Genomic DNA, 17,294 nt, shown 5'->3' with positions numbered 1-17,294 from the left:
TTGATTAGAATTTGAAGTTATAAGTTATTGAAGGAACTGGAATTGAAAATATCGAACTTTTCAATGATTTCACCTCTCCATCTTCGGTAACAAAAAATACCGAGAAGGGATTATTTCTTCCTAAAACATTATAAATAGAAATTGTCCAAAAACTATGTGCTAATTTTTTCTTTTTATGATTTCCTTCAATATTAAATCCAAGATCTAAACGATAAAAATCTGGTATTCTAAATCTGTTACGATCACTAAATACTACTGTTTCTGATCCATTGAAAATAAAATTCCCTACCGGAAAAGTAACAGGTCTTCCGGTTTGATATACAAAATTAGCCGAGAGACTAAATCTTTTGGTAAACTTATAGTTGGCAACTGCACTAATATCGTGAGGCTTATCAAAATTAGAAGGAAAAAACTCTCCATTATTAACCACTTCTTCGGGAAATTGACTATCCAATTTTATAAAAGATCTAGAATACGTATATCCTAACCAACCATTGAATTTCCCTTTATTCTTCTTCAGTAAAAACTCTACTCCATACGCTTTACCTTCGCCTTGCAAAACTTCTGCCTCGATGGTTTCGTTTAATAAAATCTGAGCTCCGGTCTTAAAATCTAGAATATTCTCTGATGTTTTATAGAAACCTTCTACACTCAATTCATAAATATCATCTTTAAAATTTTTATATAATCCCAGAGAATACTGATTTGCTCTTTGTGGTTCTATATTTAAATCCGAAAGTTTCCAAGTATCGATTGGCGATACAGTCGTATTATTCGATAATCTATGTATGTATTGAAAAGTATTATTAAAACTCGCTTTTATCGATAAATCCGGTCTAATCAAATATCTTGCAGATACTCTTGCTTCTGGGCCGCCATAAGTTTCAATCACCTCATTTTTCTCGAAATCCAGTGTATTTATGACGGTTGCCTCACTTCTAGGTCTACCTTCTTCAAAAACTCTTTGTTGACCTTCTCCCAATGCATTATATACTGAAAATCTTAATCCCGCATCTATCGAAAATTTATCTGTAAAATCTAATTTACCGGCGATAAACGCAGCAGATTCTAGTGCTCTTTCTTTTGGTATTGCAAATGGGGTTACTATAGATTGATCATCGAGAGGATCAATAGATCCTGGATCAATAACATACAACTTACTAGACACTCCATAATCGATTTGGTACTTATCATTAAAGGCATGATTCATTTTTAATTTAGCCTCAGTCTCATCGATCGAAAACCCTAAATCAAAATTATTATTTGCACCTCCATCAAACTCGATATTAAACTTATATTGACTGTTTGCTAATATCAAACTTCCTTTATTTTTATCATTAAAAGTATGATCCCATTTTAATGATAGTAACCTGTTATTATATACATATAATGAATCAGAAGTAATACTAAAATCATCTCTACTTATATAGGCATTAGCGCTAAGCTTATTATTTTCATTAAATCTGTGCGTGTATTTAAGGTTAGCATCGTAAAAGGAAGCTTGACTATCCTTTAACGCCTCATCATCTAATGATTTTAGAATGTAATTTGCATAAGCTCCTCGTCCTCCTACTAATAATCCTGATTTATCTTTTATTACAGGAATATCTAACAACACGTTCCCCGTTACTGGGCCTATAGATGCTTCACCACTAAATTTTTTGGTATTCGCATCTTTTAGTTGGATATCAAATACGGAAGATAATCTTCCTCCATATTCTGCAGGAATACTTCCTTTGTAAATCGTTACATCTTCTATAGCAAAAGGGTTCAATGCCGAAAAAATCCCAAAAAAGTGTTGCGGACTATAAATCACAGCATCATCTACTAGTATTAGATTTTGGTCTGTTTTACCCCCTCGAACATTAAATCCTGCAGATCCTTCTCCCGCTGTAGCAATACCTGGTAAAGTAGTAGCTACTTTAAAAACATCTCTTTCCCCTAGAACTAGAGGAATATTTTTAGATTCTTCTACATCTATTTTTTCTGCACCTGTTATAGTTTCGGTTACATTTTTACTTACTTTACCTTCGAGAATAACCTCATCTAATAATTCTAAACTTTCGTCAAGTTCAAAATCTAATTCCCCATCATTATAAATAATAACACGTTTTTTAGAATCCTGAATTCCTACAGAACTAGTTTCAATAATGTTTTGCCCTTGTGGTAATTCTATTTGATAAAAACCATCTTTATTGGTTTGAGTACCAACATCAGTTCCTGGCACTACAATAGCTAGGTTAGCGATGGGTCTACCGGTACGCATATTTGTAACCAATCCACTAAGTGTAAAACTGTTTTTAGGATTGTTTTTATCCTCTCTTCCTATTCGTATAGTTTCAGTTTTTCTAGAAGATTTTTGATCTACATAAAAAGAAGGGTTTATTTTTCGTTTTGTCTTTTGAACAATTTGTTCGGTTTCTTTAATTTCTCTACCGAAAAAACCTTGAGGAAGATTATCATAAATAACATTGTTTCGAACCAATACTACTTCGTTATCCTCTAATAAATAATAATTGATTACTGTCTTATTAAATATTTCATCCAAAACAGTTTTTAAGGGCACCTGAGTATACGTTCCCGAGATACGTTTATCCCCCAACCATTCTTCAACGTAATAAAAATGATAATCGGTGGCAGATTCAATAACCTGAAGAGCTTCCAACAAACTTAAATCATTAAAATTTACAGTTACTTTTTTTTCTTCTTGCTGGCCTGTGGCAACAAAGAAGTTTACTAAAAATACAATGAATAATAACTTCTTCATTTTTATAAATTATTAGCATTAGAAATTAAACCATGTATTTTTTTAAACAACGATTTTTTATAAGCATCTGGATCTGCTTTTTTTAATTTTTTAGAAGTACTAGAAAATGAATTAATATCGTCTTTAAACTGAGGAAAAACCTCTATTACTTCTTTTTTGCTTCCTACATCAAAGTATTTTTGATTGTAAAAAAGAATATGATCACTACTCGCCGCAAACTCATAGAAAGCCTGGCCGTTTTTGATTCTTTTTCTTCTTCCTTTATTATATTTTTTTAAAAGAGAAAGTGTAGGAGTTTTGAGCAACACTTCATAAAAACCATCTCTATTATTCTGCGCAAGACTGTCGTTAACAATATTTACGAAAGGAGTATTATTTATGACAAAACTATGCACCTTACTTTTAATAAGTTGCAAAGGCACTTCTCGATACCCTTGCTTCAATTTTACAATAAGTTCGTCTTGATATACATCATATTGTATAGGAAGGTTATAATATTTTTGACCATCATAAGAAATCGTACCAGTCAAAAAATCATTCGTAGTAAAAAACCGATGTTTTTCTCCTATTACTCTATACCTATTCACAAACACAGTACCATTATATAGGCTTGTGTTTTCTTTTTTTACCGAATCATCGAACCATTGATAATACACCTCTTTATCAGATACAGATTGACTGTATACCAAGCTAAATTTGATGTTTAAAAATAAGATGAAGAGTAACCCAACAAAAATCTTGTAATTGTTTTTCACACACTTAAAATTTATATACAAAAGCATTCACTTTATTTATATCTCCCTTATTTTATTTAAAACAAGTGAATATAAAATAAATACGACTTTTATAATTTCCCTGACTATTCGAACTAAATATATATGTTTAACCAATAAATAAAGATACTGCGTTGGTAAAATAACATAATCTTAACATGGTTTAAAACATCTACACTACCCTTAATTACGCACTTAATACCTATAAGACTTTAAAGCTTAATATAGTTGCGTCAAAAACAACTATAATTACATAACTAAGATGATATCTTTAAAATTTATCTAAACCAAAGAAAATGTAAAAGATATTCTTCTACAATATTTAGTTATGGGTATTCTAGAATTTCGATTGATTTTTGAGAATTTCGAATCAATTTATTCTAAAATAACCTGAAAAGTTTGACTTTTTTTGAAATGAAATAAAACAATTAAGCTATATTACTTTAGTCAAGTTTTCTATGGTTCTGCCAAATATCACATATAATTATGAACAGTTAGATAATAATATCTTTACTATTTATCATCACCAAATAAAGGACAAAAGATGCTCTTCTACAATATAGAGTACTACGTTTTTATAAATGTTACCCTTAAATATTAGTTTATTTGTATAGAAATCTCCGTTAAGTTTTCAATCCGTTAACTTAGGTTTTAAAAACTGAGAACCAATATGATAATCTAATTAACAATACAAGAAGAAAACCATTAAAAATAACGGGAAGTGAACAATTTAAATGATTCAATTATTTTTGCAAAAAAAGCGCAACGTTAGATAACAAAATTGAAATTCACATATAATGTTTCAATAAAAAAAGTAGGGATTAAGCCTTTTGAAGATATATTACGCATGATATCAAAGCTCTCACCCTACTCTTGTACAAATTACATAACAAACAATTATACCACTATTTCATGTCGTACTTGAAATAGTTTTTCATTTAAAAACCTTAAAGTTGGTATCTTATCCTTAGTATCCACTAGTATGGAAATATTATTATTACTTCCCCCATATGAAACCATTCTTACCGGAATATAATTTAGAATCTCGAATAATTTATATGAATTTTTATCATTAATTACAGATTCTCCAACAATACATATAATACTATGATTTTGTTCGACAGTAACCTCTGCATAAGTTTCAATTTCTTTTATGATCTTATCTAGGTTACTTACATTATCTATAGTTAATGATATTGCAATTTCTGAAGTAGTAATCATGTCTATAGAAGTATGATAATTATCAAAAACCTCAAAAATCCTTCTTAAATATCCATGCGCCATTAACATTCGGTTGGATTTAATCTTTATTGCTGTAATACCATCCTTAGCAGAAATAGCTTTTAATCCCTTTTTATATGTTTTGTTAGAGATGATTGTCCCAGATGCTTCTGGATCAAATGTATTCTTTAATAACACCGGAATTTCTTTACCAACAACTGGAGAAACTGTTTGAGGGTGTAAAATTTTAGCCCCAAAGTATGCCAATTCTGCTGCCTCGTTATACGTAAGATGAGATATTGGTTGCGTATTATCTACGAATCTAGGATCATTATTATGCAATCCATCTATATCTGTCCAAATTTGAATTTCTGAAGCATTGATAGCTGCTCCAATAATTGTTGCGGTATAATCACTTCCACCTCTCTTTAAATGCCCTATATCTCCATTATTATTTCTACAAACAAAACCTTGTGTAATATAAATAGAAGATTGAGTACTCTCTTCTAACACTTTTTCAATTCTCTTACCTACTTTTAATATATTTGGATTCTCTACAGTTTCTACATGCATAAAATCTTTAGCATCTAAAAGAACATTGTGAATTTGGAGTGAATTTAAAAAACCCGAAAAAATATAAGTTAAAAGAGCTTCTCCATAGGTGATGATTTGAGAATTTATAATTTCAGAATATTTTTGATTCGAAATTTCAAATAACTCTGTAATCATTAACGACAAACCATCTTTAAGAGTTCCTTTAATATCTTCATTTTGGATTAACACATCAATAACATCACTATGTTTACTTTCTAATCTATGAATACTTCTTGTAATAGCATCGGTATCCTCAAATTTTACATGTTCTACCAAACTAACTAATTGATCTGTAACTCCAGACATTGCAGAACACACCACTATTTTACTTTCTTGATCAGACACAAGGATATCCTTAACCCTATGTAAATTTTCTACCGACCCTACAGATGTCCCGCCAAACTTTAAAATTTTCATCAATTTTTCTTTTGCTATTGTTCTTTTTATACTGCATAATTAATTAATTACATACATATTATAAATATTTTAAAAGAAAAAGCATAAATTAGCACAGCCTGTTAAATATATAACAATGAAAACTATTACCGATTGTGTACATAATATTTTAAGACATCAACCTTTTTTAGAAGATGCTTTATCAAGAGATATTATTAATTTTAGCTCTTTAGCGATTGACCTTTTACCACAAGTAGAAAAAGTGATGAGAAAACCTGTTAAACCAGGTTCGATTGTTATGGCCCTGAGGCGTTATCACCCAAGAAGAATCAAACATATAGATAATTTAAGAAATCTTGGTGATATTGTAGTGAGATCAGGAATTACGGAATATACTTTTTTAAACTCAAATACCATATTAACCAGTCAAGCGAACCTATTAAATAGTGTGAAGAATGAAGCTAAGGCCTATTTCACCTATTCTAGTAATTTTCAAGAAAGTAATATTTTGGTTACTTCATCTCTTAAAGATACCGTAGAAAAACATTTTAAGAATGAAACTCGAATCTCGGTTGCAGATAACTTATCATCTATGTCTATTGCATTGCCCGAAGATAATTCAAAAGTAATTGGCTTGTACTTTTATATTTTCAAATTATTGGCTTACGAAGGTATTCCCGTTTTTGAAGTTATCTCTACCTCCAATTATTTTACTTTATTTTTAGAAAAGGATTATGTGAACCAAGCCTTCTTACTCATGAATGAAATTAAAGAGAATTAAATAAAAAACCCTGCCAAATAGCAGGGTTTTAATTTATTTTATCTCATATATTTTTACCAGATATGTACTCTTTTTTCTGGTGCCAAATACATTTTATCTCCTTCTTTTATATCAAAAGCTTTATAAAACTCCTCAACATTCAATAAAGGTTGAATTGCTCTTGTATCTCCAGGAGAATGTGGATCTGTTTTGATTTGAGTTCTCAAAGCATCTTCACGTATTTTTGTTCTCCAAACGGTTGCCCAAGACATGAAAAAACGTTGCTCTGCAGTAAACCCATCAATATCTTCAGGTCTACCATTCTCTGCAAAATGCCTCTGTAAGCCATCATATGCACCTAATACTCCTCCTAAATCTCCTATATTTTCTCCTAATGTAAATTTACCATTGATAAATACACTATCTAGAACTTCTATAGCATCATATTGTTCTGCCAATGCATTTCCTCTTTCTGTGAAAGCTGCAAGATCTTCATCTGTCCACCAATTCTTCAGATTTCCATCACTATCAAAACGAGCTCCAGAATCATCAAATGCATGAGAAATTTCATGTCCAATTACGGCACCTATTCCTCCATAATTTACAGCCTCATCAGCCGTGTAGTTGTAAAATGGCGGTTGTAAAATTGCTGCCGGAAAAACAATCTCATTATTAAGCGGATTAAAATATGCATTTACTGTTTGTGGAGACATTCCCCATTCGGTCTTGTCTACAGGCTCTCCTATTTCTGCAAAATTCTTATCTCTTGCCCATTTACCAACAGCAGCCATATTTTCGAAATACGTTTTATCTGCAGCTACTTCCATTTTTGAATAATCTTCCCAAGAATCCGGGTATCCAATTTTAACGGTAAACTTGTTTAATTTTTCTATTGCTTTTGTTTTTGTAGTATCACTCATCCAATCTAACTTCTGGATACGTGCTTTATATGCTTCAATTACATTGGCAATCATTTTTTCAGCTTTAGCTTTAGCCTCTGGCGGAAATTTTTCATCCACATATAATTTACCTAAAGCTTCACCTACAGTACCATTCACTGTAGCAAGCGCTCTCTCATCTGCAGGACGTTGTTCCTTTTGTCCTCTAAGGTATTTACTATAAAATTCCCAATTTGCATCTTCTACTTCAGTACTTAATCTACCTGTAGCACTATTAAAAGTATCCCATCTTACTAAAGTTTTTAAATCTTCAATAGGAGTATTTTTTAAGAACCCATCTAAAGATTTTGCAAAACGTAACTGGGCAACAATAATAGTATCAAATTTTTTCGTAATTCCAAGATCAGTTATTAATTTATTAAAATCAATAGAAGAAAGCATTGCATCTGCTTCTGCAATTGTTCTAGGGTTATTGTAATTACGAGCATCTCTTCTTTCAACTTTATCTAATCTAGGCTCTGCCAATGCAGTTTCTAACTCAAGTATTTTATTAGAAGCAGCGATAGCATCAGATTCTGAATCACCCAACATTTGCAACATTCTTACAATATGCTTTTTATATTCTTCACGAATCTCTTTTGATTTTTCGTCTTGATCCAGATAATAATCACGATCAGGTAACCCTAATCCATTAGCTCCTAAGTATACAGCATTCATTTCGCTATTACTTAGATCAGCTTGCACACCAATATTAATAAAAGGTGTAGAAACTGATGGGTTTTTTGCTATTACTGTTTGAAGATCATTTAAATTTTTAACCGATGCGATATCATCCAAAGCCGGTTGTAGAGGAGTTAATCCTGCTTTATTTCTGGCTACAGTATCTAATTTAGTGTCAAAAATAGCAAGTGCCTTGGCTTGATCCGAGTCAGCAGCATATTTTCCGCTTGCCTTAGCTTCTTCTAAAATTTTTAAAACATCATCATCAGTTTTCTTTCTCAAAACTCCGAAACCACCCCAACGGGTTCTATCTTCAGGAATTTCTGTAGTTTTCATCCAATTACCATTAACGTAATTGTAAAAATCTTCTTTTGGACTGATTGAAGTATCCATGTTCTCAAGAACTATTCCTGGAACTTTTTCAACTTCTGCAACTTCTTCACTCTGTTCTTTTTTTGTTTCGTTTTTACAACTTACAAATGCAACAGCGAATACAGCCAAAAAATACACATTTTTCATTTTTAAACTCATTCTATTAATAAATTAAGATTAGTTATCCGTAATATGACGTAAGAAATGAGGATTCGTTACGCATAATCAGCGCGTAATTTATATAAAATGGAACATCCTACGGAGTAAAAAACATAGTTTTAACTAAAATATAAGATTTTGGCAATATTAAAACCTTAATTATAAATGAATTAACTGTAGCCTAAAAACTAAATATATACTTAAACTTTAAATTACTACGAAATAGGCTTTCGAATAAGCGTTTTTTGTTATTTACCTAAAAATCAGTAAAATATTCTCTAAAAAGTTAAATTTTGTTAAAAAAAACAAAAAATTAACATATGTCGAACATGCAGTAAATACAGGGGGTACGTAGAATTTCTTAATAATATCTGCAGCTTATTATCGGCAATAAGCATAATCAAAGTATGTTTTTAACATAATTTATTGTATATTGTCGTTGATTTTGTGTTTTACAACGATAAAAAATCATCATAAGTAAGTATTTACTTACAAATTAAATTAAGGTTTAACCCTAAAACCAAACTTTATGAAAACACTACTACCCATTTTTGCCTTGCTTGTAACAAGCATTGTATTTGCGAATACAAAAATTGATATTTCCTATAAGCTAATATCAGTGACAGAGAACACCGTGATTAATGGTCTGGATGAGAATACAGAAGAAGGTGTTATTTTTATTACCGAGAGTCTGCATATTGAAGATGGAGCACGGATTAAAATAAGAAATGCATGTTTAATAATCCTTGGAGATCTTACCGGAAATGGAATTATTGATATAGATAGCACTGCTACTGTAACTCTTGAAGGTGAAGAACAAGGAAGAGTAACATTTATTAATAGATTTTTGGCAGACGATGCTTGTCAACAAACTATAGCTCAAAAAACTTTCAGACATATCATCGAAGTACCACAAGGACTAGATTATAGTTTATATACTTTGGATGGTAGATTATTGGATAAAGGAAAAGTTGATGATTATATTCATTACTTAGTAGATCCAAAAACATATTTAATCAAAATAGAAGGATACAAATTAAGAAAAATAGTGTTTAAAGGATAACACACTCATTAAAAGTAAGGTTTAAATCCATAGTAGTCCTACTATGGATTTTTTTCTTTTATCGTTACCAAAACGTATACTAATAAAAGAGATATCTAGTCTTATATTTCAAAAAAACTTATATTTAACAAAAGAAGATCAAATCGATCTCCCCACATACCCCTGTATTTTTAATCACATTCGTTTAAAGCATTAAACCAAATTGTAGTATGCGAACATCTTGGCTCAAAACTGAAGCTGCTAAATACTTATTCTACGGAATCTTATTTGGGTTTGTATTTCCGGTTTTGGCAACAAATATTGATATTGCCAAATTAGATCTTGAGTATTCATGGCAATCTGTCATTTTCGTTCAAAAAAATTATCCCATACATTATATTATAGATACGGCACCTCTTTTCTTGGGTCTCTTTGCAATGTACGGTGGTCGAAATTTGGATAAGCTTAAAAACAAGAACAAACAAATACTTAAAGCTTCAAAATTTAAACAAGATTTTCTGGCCAATATGAGTCATGAAATTAGGACTCCTATGGTTGGAGTTATCGGTATGATTGATTTACTATTCAAAAATACCGAACTCAATGATCTTCAAAAAGAATATGTCACAATAATCCAGCAATCATCTCATAATCTATTAGAAATTCTAAATCAGGTTTTGGATTTATCCAAAATCGAAGCAGGGAAATTTAAATTAATCTCAAAAAGCTTTAATTTAAGAGAAGCTATAGAACAAAATGTAAACCTCTTTCTTGCTATTTCTAAAGCCAAAGGGATAGAAATTATTAGCGAATATCATGAAGAATTGCCAGAATACATTATAGGGGATAGTCATAGGTTAACGCAAATAATCTCTAACCTTATCGGAAACGCAATTAAGTTTACCGAAGAAGGGAATATTAAAGTTAAAGTCTCTAAACAATCTCAAAAAAACACAGAATTAACTTTAAAAATCGAAATAATCGATTCTGGTATTGGTATAAGTAAAAAAGATCAAGAAGATTTATTTAGCCGATTTAGTCAATTTCATGACGAAACTATATTAATAGGAGAGGGAACCGGTTTAGGACTTACCATAAGTAAGAAATTAGTACATCTTATGAATGGTAAACTAGGCGTAAAAAGTGAATTAGGGCAAGGCAGTAATTTCTGGTTTACCTTTACATGTGGTATTTCGGATATCGTTCCTTCAAAACCAAACAAAATATCAAATGATCCTAGCGACCAAAAGTACAATCTTCATGTACTATTAGTCGAAGATTCTGACACCAACATCCTTGTGTCTAAGCAAATTCTTAAATATTTAGGGTGCACTGCGGATGTAGCAAAAACAGGTAAACAAGCCTTAGAATTATTTGAGGAGAATCTCTACGACGTGATTTTAATGGATATCAATTTACCAGATATTGATGGAGTACAAACTTGTCTCGAAATTCGAAAGAATTATAAAAATGTGCCACCTATAATTGCACTTACCTCTAATGCGCTTCCAGGAGATGCGGAACGCTTTATCGCAAAAGGCTTAGATGATTATATTATGAAGCCTTTTACTACCGAAATTCTAAACATCAAGCTTAAAAACTGGTTTGGAGATCACTTTGATTACCATTAACGCTATTTAACCTATGTAATTGTTACGTAAACCACGGGTTTTAACTATTTTATAGTCATTTGACTCATTAAAATTTATTATATTGTAAGGTAAGATTAAACTTTACAACAAAGAAGTTAAACCTAAAAACTCGAGCTATGAACAAAAAAAGTATACTATCGTTCAAAAAGCATTTCATCTTTTATTGGTTTATTTTTTTTATAACCGGATACACTACTCATTTACAAGCTTCTGCCTATCTTCAAGATAATACTCAAACCGATGCAATAAATCATAATGAGTATAAAGGATTAGTAGTAGACAGTCAAAATGATAAACCACTTATATCTGCGACAATTTCTCTAAATGGAACTAATATTTCTACAGTAACCAATGATGAAGGTAAATTTTTACTAAAAGTGCCTAAAGATAAAAGCAATGGAGAAATCACGATATCCCATTTAGGATACAATGATGAAACCATATCACTCTCACGACTTAACGGAGAATTCACCAGAATAGGTCTCAATCTCTCCATTACAGAGCTCTCTGAGGTGAATATTGATCCAAGAGATCCTGAAGCTTTGATTCGTGCAGTAATGAAGAAAAAAGGCGACAACTACCTAAGTGACAACACCATTATGACTGCTTTTTATAGAGAAACTATTAAAAAACGTAGAAGTTATGTTTCTCTTTCAGAAGCTGTAGTTGATGTATATAAAAACCCATACAAATCTCCAAAAACTGATGCTATAAAATTATATAAAGCCAGAAAAAGTGCGGATTATAAAAAACTAGATACGTTAACAGTAAAACTCCAAGGTGGACCAACCAGTACGTTATATATTGATGTAATGAAAAATCCTGAGATTCTCTTTACAGAAAATATGTTAGAAACATATGAATTTAGTTTCGGTAAAACTACCAAAATTAATGACAAATATATTTATGTATTGAAATTTAAACAACGTCCTTTTATTATTGAACCTTTGTATTTTGGTAAACTATATATCGATGCAGAAACTCTGGCAATGAAAAAAGCTGTTTTTAGTTTAAACATGGACAACAAGGAAGAAGTAAGTAGAATGTTTGTCAGAAAAAAACCACGAAATGCGAAAGTTATGCCAACTCAAGCAAGTTATAATATAGATTACAGACAGAAGGATGGCAAGTGGTATTATGGATATGGAAGAATAGATTTGGCCATCAAAATAAACTGGAAGAAAAAACTATTTAACTCTGTATATAAGTTAAATGTTGAAATGGCTGTTACTGATTGGAAAAAAAATCTAGAAAAAGCGACATTAAAAGCTAAAGATCGATTAAAATCATCAGTTGTAATTAATGATGAAGCATCAGGTTTTTCTGACCCAAGATTCTGGGGAGAGTATAATGTGATAGAACCTGAAAAATCTATAGAATCTGCCATCAAAAAAATACAGAAACAACTTAGAAAATTAAATTAAAAAAAAAAAATATTTGCTTTTAACTAAGAATGCACGTTTGTGCATTCTTTTTTTTGATTATCAAATAATCGCCTTCAGCACATATTCGCAACACAATTTTACTACTTTTACCACAGGGAAAATTATACTATTGCAACATCAATCTCTAAAATTGAGTTATTAATACAGAAATTTTATATTTCAAAATTTTATAATGCAAAAAACGTTATTCATTGTATTTTGTTGGGCTATTATCCAATCGATATCTGGTCAAAAAAAAATCGACTCTACTGCTATAAGAGCCGATATTGATATTTTGGAAAAAATCATCAAAAAGGGGCACCCAAGTTTGTATGAATATATCTCACAAGATTCTTTAGACTACCTCATAGAAACGGTTAAGGAATCGATAAATAATGATTTTACAGATATTACTCTGTATAAAGACATACTCACTATCACAAATCAAATAAGGGATGGTCATTTAGTTTTTGCTGCACCCAGTACCATAAAGACGGATCAATATTACTTCCCATTAATCTTAAAAATAATTAATACCGAATTTTATACAGACACAAATGATTTTGACATCCCTATAGGGTCACAAATTAAAAAAATCAACACGGTAGATGTGAGTAATATTCTTGAGCGTTTTAAAAAATATGCTCCAACAGATGGTTATAACCTTACGAAAAAGTATAGAGATATCGAATTAAAATTCGGGCAGTTTTATACCTATGAGTTTGGCATTACAAAAAAGTTTGAGGTTGAATATATCCAACCTGATGGTATTGAAAAAATCATAATTTTAGATGCAGAACCTTTTGTAAAAGTCAAACTTAGAAACACAAAGCGAAATTCATATTTTGCCAAATATCACAATCAAGAAAACGGTTTTGATTTTTTTGATAAGTTTATTGGAAACAAAACTCCATTCGTTTATTATAAGGAATATTTAGGAACAGCCATATTGACTGTAAATAGTTTTGGAGGAGATATTAGAATATTTCAATCTCATCTTACTAAAATATTTAAAGAAATAAATAAGAGAAAAATTCGTCACCTTATTGTAGATATAAGACAAAATGATGGAGGTTTTAGAGCAAATGCTGTTCATTTATTCTCATTCCTTACTCAAAAAAATTTCAAACAAACAACAAGTTCGTATGTAACTGCTCTTTCTATTCCTGAAAAAAAACATTTGAGTAGGTCATTCCTGAATGAGAAGGAGTTTTTAAATGATAAATTTAAAAATCACCCTGTATACGATGGTTGGAAACTTCCTTTTGATGATATGGAGACTATTATGGTCCCCGATGAGAATCGATTTAATGGAAAAGTATATGTTCTAACCGGAGGGACCTCTTTTTCTGCAGCAGCGACTTTTGCTTTAAATGTCAAAAATGATCCTGATATGATTTTAATTGGAGAAGAAACCGGTGGCGGATATTATTTCCATAATGGTGAATTCCCTGTATATTATGAACTACCTAACTCCAAAATAAAGTTTGCAATGTTTATGGAAAAGGTAAATCACTATACAAAAAACAAGAATGTACCCAAGGGATCTGGAGTACCACCTGATAAATATATCACTATATCACGCGAGGATTTGATTTCAGGAAAAGATGTATTACTGGATTACGTATATAAGTTAATTAAAGGTAGGTAAGCCAAATTATTTATAGAAAACTTAATCAATATATGTATTCACACTGGTCACAAGCTCACAAGAGTTATGTAACATATGTTTAAATCTAAGCGCTATATTTTCATCATTAAATTTCATAGCTTCACTAATACTATTAGATAATACTAGTTCTCCAATAAGGTATTCTACAAAATAATCTTGATTTTCTGTCAAAAGCACGTATTCCGTCATACTATATAATAATTAAAAGGACTAAAATAGAATTTTAAGAAACGTAGTTGAAAAATTTAAATAATACTTTTACACAGAAGTATTAACAATTGTTATGTTTAGCTATGTATACGAGGTATGATTTTTGAGAACACAAAACAAACTGCTTAACCATCATGAAACATCATATTCTATACTCACTTTGTATAATCACCAGTATTACCATTATTTCTTGTTCAAAATCCCAGAAAGAACCTTATAGGTTACCAAAAAAATCTGTAGAGTTAATCTCTGGAACTAACGACAAAGGAAAAACATGGAAATTGGCACGACGATATAACAATGGAACACGTATGAATATGGCTGGTTGTTTTCTTTCATATAGAATCACTTACCAATCGAACATGACACTAAAAGACAATAATGGAGAACAAGATAATTGTGGTCCCTCGCTACTTGCAAATTGGGAAATAACTAAAGATAAAAAAGGTAATTCTTATCTTAAATACAGTAGTGATCAGCTTCCAGAGCTAATGAACATGAAAAAAAACTATAAGTATTTTAAAATACTTCAATTATCTCAAGATACTTTAAAAATTCAATTTAGACATAAACAATTTTCTTCCAAGAGTACTTTTATCGATATTTTTGTGACTGAAAATACAAAAGTAAAGGATAGAGATTTTCATTGGTAAATTAATATCTGCTAATACAAAGCAACATTAGTATGATTTAAAAATACCTAAATCCAATCTCTACATAGAAAACTAAAAAGAAAAGCAAGGAATACTTTTTTAAGAAAAACTAATGTTTGTTAGCTATAAACAACTTCTTTTTTTCTTAAAAGCCCAATTTCAATATATTCTGAAATTTTATCCACTTTTTCTATTTTATTTGTTTCAATAGGTATCCAACCATCTATTTTAATCATATCATTAGGATTACTACTAAAAAACATTTCATATTCATAGTTCATTGATTCATTATTGTTAACTGCAGGGTTAACTTTATTCTTTATTTTATCTGCTATTCTTTTTTGAACAATCTCAATTTTGGAAGATAAACCTAAGGATTCTGTATCCTTATGTACTTCTACATCCAAAAACTCTGCTATTGATGCCATAATTAATTCTTCTAAATTCATAGGTATAACATTTGGTTAATATCGGTCATAGGTATAATTTGTTATTATGGTATACACCATCTCTTATTCATGTTTTATTTCAATAATTACACAATTTCTAAAACTATTTTTTCAAAATTATCTATAGATGCTTCGCATAAGGAACAATTGTAATCAACAGGTAAATCCATAAATTCTGTACCTATTGAGATTCCCCTCAACACATCACCAACAGAAGGATCATAAACCGTTTGACAGTCATTACATTGGTACACCTCTATCTCAAGAACTTCCTTTTTTGCAATGACTCCAACATTATGACTATCATTTTTGGTCCCTAAGTTTTGAAAATACGTTTTTGTCAACTCCAGAAGCAATCCCGGTAAATCCATTTGATCTATATCTTGAGCATAAACAATATAATTACGAGTATTAGGATCAAAATTTTTGGCATACAATACATTATAAGTTGATCTTATTACAAAATCTTTAATACGTTCTGGAGTTTTGTTTTCTTCGATTACTATCGAAGTGAAATAACGATTTTGATTTTGATTAGCAACAATACTAAACGTTAATCCGTAAGTACTAATATCATTTTGATCAAAGTTCATTACCAAGAACTTTTTGAGTTCTAATGCTTTTTTATTGCTTACTGGCAAATGCCAATTTAACTCTAAAGCCGAATGGCGAACATTTATACCAGACTGTCCTAGTAACTTTTCTAAAGCTAATTTACTTTCTCTTGGTATACCTTTGATAACAAATGATTTCCATGATGTTAGGCATATTTTACCTATTCTATGCTCTACACAAAATTCACAAAGCATTTTTAAAAATTTCAAATCATATTTATTGTTTCTCCAATATAGTCCTAACCAATATTGATTAATTCCCATTTTATTCATTCCTTCATAATATGGAAAAGGATTAAATGTAACTTGTAATGGGTTTTCTATTACTTTATTATTAGAATCTACCTTTTGATTGAGTAACTTAAAAAGCTCATCAATACCGGTAACGTCTTTATATTCTTTCTCGATAGCTTCTGCTATTTTTGCAATATCCCAAGTATAAATAAGTGCAGGGTAATACATCTCACTCCAATCTGGTAATTTTAAAAATAAGTACCAATAATCTTCATTGGGCGAAGCAATAAAATTTAAATCCCCAGAAAACAAAGGAACCATTTGTTGTTTAGGATCTGTGATATTTATTTTTAGTGTAGGCTTATATCTAAATTCTTCTAAAATATATAAATATGTAGTTCCTCTTAACCAAACAGTCGCATCAAAAATATCAATAGATACATATGAACAACTTATATTTTGTTGAGATTGAGAAGAAAAAAAAGAAGGATCGAATAAATCATGTTCTTCCACTATGTTTTCATTTCTATCCTTTAAAGGAAAAATAATATCTTGCCTTGATCCAAAATGAAAAGTATCTAATTCCAATTTTTGAGCATATTCTATAATTTGCTGCAATTCGACAGGAGATAAAATCCCTCCTTTGATATATGTTCGATATTGTACTACTTCATTATTCATAA

General features: G+C 30.4%; 13 protein-coding genes. 6 read left to right on the top strand and 7 right to left on the bottom strand.

Translation table 11 applies throughout. The features are described 5' to 3' along the window. Window positions 1–4: 4 nt before the first annotated feature. From DK508_RS02040 to DK508_RS02030, 3 genes are all read right to left on the bottom strand, one after another. Window positions 5–2,767 (bottom strand): carboxypeptidase-like regulatory domain-containing protein, encoded by a 2,763-nt coding sequence (locus tag DK508_RS02040; RefSeq protein ID WP_109299075.1) that lies wholly within the window; start codon window positions 2,765–2,767, stop codon window positions 5–7. Between the two features lie 2 nt (window positions 2,768–2,769). After that, window positions 2,770–3,522, bottom strand: coding sequence for a hypothetical protein (locus DK508_RS02035; protein ID WP_109299074.1), 753 nt, complete (start codon window positions 3,520–3,522; stop codon window positions 2,770–2,772). A gap of 915 nt (window positions 3,523–4,437) precedes the next feature. Next, window positions 4,438–5,772: an aspartate kinase gene (locus DK508_RS02030; protein WP_109299073.1), complete on the bottom strand. Its 1,335-nt coding sequence runs from the start codon at window positions 5,770–5,772 to the stop codon at window positions 4,438–4,440. 115 nt (window positions 5,773–5,887) lie between these two features. On the opposite strand from DK508_RS02030, the gene DK508_RS02025 reads away from it, so the two are divergent. Then, a complete protein-coding gene (locus DK508_RS02025; RefSeq protein ID WP_109299072.1) occupies window positions 5,888–6,532 on the top strand; it encodes a hypothetical protein in 645 nt (214 codons plus the stop codon). Between the two features lie 53 nt (window positions 6,533–6,585). Here the strand turns inward: DK508_RS02025 and DK508_RS02020 are convergent, their stop codons facing one another. After that, the gene (locus DK508_RS02020; RefSeq protein ID WP_109299071.1) at window positions 6,586–8,661 is read right to left on the bottom strand and encodes a M13 family metallopeptidase; all 2,076 of its coding nucleotides are present in this window, start codon (window positions 8,659–8,661) and stop codon (window positions 6,586–6,588) included. 529 nt (window positions 8,662–9,190) lie between these two features. Here DK508_RS02020 and DK508_RS02015 point away from each other — a divergent pair. From DK508_RS02015 to DK508_RS02000, 4 genes are all read left to right on the top strand, one after another. Next, window positions 9,191–9,724: a hypothetical protein gene (locus DK508_RS02015; protein WP_109299070.1), complete on the top strand. Its 534-nt coding sequence runs from the start codon at window positions 9,191–9,193 to the stop codon at window positions 9,722–9,724. Between the two features lie 209 nt (window positions 9,725–9,933). Further along, a complete protein-coding gene (locus DK508_RS02010; protein ID WP_109299069.1) occupies window positions 9,934–11,334 on the top strand; it encodes an ATP-binding protein in 1,401 nt (466 codons plus the stop codon). A 137-nt stretch (window positions 11,335–11,471) separates the two neighbouring features. Beyond that, complete coding sequence (locus DK508_RS02005; protein ID WP_109299068.1) at window positions 11,472–12,779, top strand: carboxypeptidase-like regulatory domain-containing protein; 1,308 nt, start codon at window positions 11,472–11,474, stop codon at window positions 12,777–12,779. A gap of 193 nt (window positions 12,780–12,972) precedes the next feature. Continuing rightward, entirely contained in the window at window positions 12,973–14,430 is a 1,458-nt protein-coding gene (locus tag DK508_RS02000) for a S41 family peptidase (RefSeq protein WP_109299067.1), read from the top strand. Between the two features lie 21 nt (window positions 14,431–14,451). Here DK508_RS02000 and DK508_RS01995 read toward each other — a convergent pair whose 3' ends face one another. Beyond that, on the bottom strand, window positions 14,452–14,640 hold the full coding sequence (locus tag DK508_RS01995; RefSeq protein ID WP_109299066.1) for a hypothetical protein: 189 nt from the start codon (window positions 14,638–14,640) through the stop codon (window positions 14,452–14,454). 155 nt (window positions 14,641–14,795) lie between these two features. Here DK508_RS01995 and DK508_RS01990 point away from each other — a divergent pair, with 155 nt between their 5' ends. Further along, window positions 14,796–15,314: a lipocalin family protein gene (locus DK508_RS01990; RefSeq protein ID WP_109299065.1), complete on the top strand. Its 519-nt coding sequence runs from the start codon at window positions 14,796–14,798 to the stop codon at window positions 15,312–15,314. A gap of 119 nt (window positions 15,315–15,433) precedes the next feature. Here the strand turns inward: DK508_RS01990 and DK508_RS01985 are convergent, their stop codons facing one another. Both DK508_RS01985 and DK508_RS01980 read right to left on the bottom strand, forming a co-directional pair. Continuing rightward, complete coding sequence (locus DK508_RS01985; protein WP_109299064.1) at window positions 15,434–15,763, bottom strand: hypothetical protein; 330 nt, start codon at window positions 15,761–15,763, stop codon at window positions 15,434–15,436. 86 nt (window positions 15,764–15,849) lie between these two features. Beyond that, a complete protein-coding gene (locus tag DK508_RS01980) occupies window positions 15,850–17,292 on the bottom strand; it encodes a rubredoxin (RefSeq protein ID WP_109299245.1) in 1,443 nt (480 codons plus the stop codon). Window positions 17,293–17,294: the final 2 nt, after the last annotated feature.

The sequence above is a fragment of the Aquimarina sp. AU474 genome (assembly GCF_900312815.1).
GTDB lineage: Bacteria > Bacteroidota > Bacteroidia > Flavobacteriales > Flavobacteriaceae > Aquimarina.
The sequence above is the reverse complement of the archived record's forward strand: the minus strand, read 5'-3'. Positions and strand labels throughout refer to the sequence as shown.

What these genes read in the sequence shown, in the direction of transcription:
- DK508_RS02030 (WP_109299073.1), bottom strand. Translation starts at nt 5,772, where the DNA reads ATGAAAATTTTAAAGTTTGGCGGGACATCTGTAGGGTCGGTAGAAAAT.
- DK508_RS02000 (WP_109299067.1), top strand. Translation starts at nt 12,973, where the DNA reads ATGCAAAAAACGTTATTCATTGTATTTTGTTGGGCTATTATCCAATCG.
- DK508_RS02015 (WP_109299070.1), top strand. Translation starts at nt 9,191, where the DNA reads ATGAAAACACTACTACCCATTTTTGCCTTGCTTGTAACAAGCATTGTA.
- DK508_RS01980 (WP_109299245.1), bottom strand. Translation starts at nt 17,292, where the DNA reads ATGAATAATGAAGTAGTACAATATCGAACATATATCAAAGGAGGGATT.
- DK508_RS02025 (WP_109299072.1), top strand. Translation starts at nt 5,888, where the DNA reads ATGAAAACTATTACCGATTGTGTACATAATATTTTAAGACATCAACCT.
- DK508_RS02005 (WP_109299068.1), top strand. Translation starts at nt 11,472, where the DNA reads ATGAACAAAAAAAGTATACTATCGTTCAAAAAGCATTTCATCTTTTAT.
- DK508_RS01995 (WP_109299066.1), bottom strand. Translation starts at nt 14,640, where the DNA reads ATGACGGAATACGTGCTTTTGACAGAAAATCAAGATTATTTTGTAGAA.
- DK508_RS02010 (WP_109299069.1), top strand. Translation starts at nt 9,934, where the DNA reads ATGCGAACATCTTGGCTCAAAACTGAAGCTGCTAAATACTTATTCTAC.
- DK508_RS02020 (WP_109299071.1), bottom strand. Translation starts at nt 8,661, where the DNA reads ATGAGTTTAAAAATGAAAAATGTGTATTTTTTGGCTGTATTCGCTGTT.
- DK508_RS01990 (WP_109299065.1), top strand. Translation starts at nt 14,796, where the DNA reads ATGAAACATCATATTCTATACTCACTTTGTATAATCACCAGTATTACC.
- DK508_RS01985 (WP_109299064.1), bottom strand. Translation starts at nt 15,763, where the DNA reads ATGAATTTAGAAGAATTAATTATGGCATCAATAGCAGAGTTTTTGGAT.
- DK508_RS02040 (WP_109299075.1), bottom strand. Translation starts at nt 2,767, where the DNA reads ATGAAGAAGTTATTATTCATTGTATTTTTAGTAAACTTCTTTGTTGCC.